The sequence below is a fragment of the Desulfovibrio sp. 1188_IL3213 genome, assembly GCF_036763145.1.
In the GTDB taxonomy this organism is placed as follows: domain Bacteria; phylum Desulfobacterota; class Desulfovibrionia; order Desulfovibrionales; family Desulfovibrionaceae; genus Desulfovibrio.
On record NZ_JBAIYR010000545.1, the window covers coordinates 1 to 1,329 of the forward strand.

The 1,329-nt window shown below is 61.4% G+C and carries 1 protein-coding gene and 1 pseudogene; one reads left to right on the top strand and one right to left on the bottom strand.

The features are described 5' to 3' along the window. Positions 1-29 precede the first annotated feature (29 nt). Complete coding sequence (locus V6C16_RS13455; protein ID WP_333543462.1) at positions 30-461, bottom strand: glycosyltransferase; 432 nt, start codon at positions 459-461, stop codon at positions 30-32. A gap of 552 nt (positions 462-1,013) precedes the next feature. Between V6C16_RS13455 and V6C16_RS13460 the strand changes: the two are divergent. After that, a pseudogene (locus V6C16_RS13460) lies at positions 1,014-1,329 on the top strand (hypothetical protein); the annotation flags it as partial.

Sequence of the window (1,329 nt, forward strand, 5' to 3'; positions counted from 1 at the left end):
AGCGCAACGAACAAAAAACGCCCCAAAAATCAAGGGGCGTTATGTTGTTGCTGAACCCTAGTAGCGGGGCTGGCGAGGAGCCCTGGGTTTGGCTTCGTTGACGCGAAGCGTGCGACCGCCGAAGCTGCCCTGCCCCAGAAACGCAGGATGCGGCCCCAGATACGGCCCCAGATATTGGGCAGGGCCGTGCAGGGCACAATGATGCCGGGCTTGAGTCTGCGCAGGGTTACAGCCAGCTGCAGAAAAAAAACGGGCGACACGCGGCGTCCGCTGCCGAGATGGTGCAGTTCTATGCCTGCCTCGCGGGCGGCTGCGTCCAGGTCTGTGGGGCCGGTCAGGGTAAGCATGACCGGAGCGAATTTTTGCCTGTCCAGGCGGCGGGCCAGTTCCAGAGTCTGGCGCTGTGTGCCGCCGTAGCAAAGATCCTCCATCAGAAAAAGAACGCGCAACGGTGTGGACATGATTCTCCTTAGTACAGGCTCAGAACGGCGGACAAACCCGCCCCTTCGCCGCATGCCGCCGCAAAGGGAACGAACTGCGCCGCCCCCATGAACGGCTGGTCAATCTTATGCATTCCAACGCCATTTGCAAGAGCGCGCCTTTGGGGCATTCCCGCAACGGCTTCGCATGCCTCCCGGACCATTGTCCGGCGAACCCTCGCGGCCACTTTTGCGCTCCGCGCAACGTGGTCCCACCCTCACATGGTTTGCCCTCAAAAAAACAGCACTGTTTTATCGCCATGCCGTTGACGGGACAGGTGCGGCTTTTCTGTTTACCGGTGTTCCGTCACGCCTCGGCGGTACGGAAAAATCGCATGCGGGCTGCCCCGCACCTGCGTCAGCCTTCAGCCAGTGCGCCCATGCAAGGTCCGCACTAGTTCCTGCCAATGCCGCCTGTGCAAGGCAACTCACGGCAATTCCCGGCAGACCACACCAAACAGCCACAGCAGCAAGTCAACATGGTCGCACATTGCCTTGCGCCGCGCTTGCGCTTACTATGTCCCGATGACCAACATGCCAGCCGCACACCCCGATACCGGACACGACCTTTACGTCATTGTCAGCCTTGATGTGGAAGAAGAGGGCCTGTTTTCAGGCAATTATGCCGCCAGCGGCTGCGGCGTGCGCAATGTCGCCCTGCTGCCGCGCCTGGCCCCGCTGACACAAGACCTGGGTTTTCCCCTCACCCTGTTTTGCGCGCATACCGTTTTTTCCAGCCCGGAGGCAAGGCCGCATCTGGCCTGGATGCGTGACCACTGCCAGGCCGAAATCGCGGCCCACCTGCACCACTGGAGCACTGCGTCGCTGACGGACGGTGAAGGCAGTGACG

Excerpts from the sequence above, each read along its gene's own strand:
- V6C16_RS13455 (WP_333543462.1), bottom strand. The coding sequence starts at position 461 with ATGTCCACACCGTTGCGCGTTCTTTTTCTGATGGAGGATCTTTGCTAC.